At 68.2% G+C, this 591-nt stretch carries 1 protein-coding gene; it reads right to left on the bottom strand.

The window, feature by feature from the left end:
* Positions 1 to 143 precede the first annotated feature (143 nt).
* Positions 144 to 581, bottom strand: coding sequence for an HIT family protein (locus tag E1284_RS41070; RefSeq protein WP_131945486.1), 438 nt, complete (start codon positions 579 to 581; stop codon positions 144 to 146).
* Between the last annotated feature and the right edge of the window lie 10 nt (positions 582 to 591).

The following is a 591-nucleotide window of genomic DNA, read 5'->3' as shown; positions in this document are numbered from 1 at the left end:
TTCGTAGCCCTCCTGACCGCCTTGGCCTAGCCCCCACCGCCCAAGGCCACCCGCCACCGCGATCAGAACCGACTGCTGGAAACGGCCGCCGCGACTCTCAGCACCCTGGCAGGCCCCTCGCGCGCACGTCCGCCGGAAACGGCCTAGCCGGGGTCGCTGAGCGCTTCGGACAGGCGCGAGGCGTAAGCGGCGGCCTCCGCATCGGACTCGTACTTCTGCCGCGGCCAGAAGAAGCCGCGGAGCCCGTCCTTGCGGTTGCGCGGAACCACATGGACATGCAGGTGCGGGACACTCTGGCTGATCCGGTTGTTCATGGCGACGAACGACCCGGCCGCGCCGAGCTCCGACTCCATCACCCCGGCGAGCCGCTGAGCGTGACCGAAGAACGGCCCCAGAAAATCCGCGGGCACATCCGTCAGCGTCTCGAAGTGCGCCCGAGGCACCAGCAACGTATGCCCTTTGAACAACGGCCGCGCATCAAGGAACGCCATCACATCCGGCGTGTCCAGCACGACGTGCGCGCTCCGCTTCCCCTCGATGATCTCGCAGAACACACAGGCCCGGCCCACCGACTCACCCATCCCCCCATCC

It is taken from the genome of Actinomadura bangladeshensis (assembly GCF_004348335.1).
GTDB classification, from domain to species: domain Bacteria; phylum Actinomycetota; class Actinomycetes; order Streptosporangiales; family Streptosporangiaceae; genus Spirillospora; species Spirillospora bangladeshensis.
Note: the sequence above shows the minus strand (reverse complement) of the source record. Positions and strands in the feature narration are given on the sequence as shown.

What these genes read in the sequence shown, in the direction of transcription:
- E1284_RS41070 (WP_131945486.1), bottom strand. Translation starts at nt 581, where the DNA reads ATGGGTGAGTCGGTGGGCCGGGCCTGTGTGTTCTGCGAGATCATCGAG.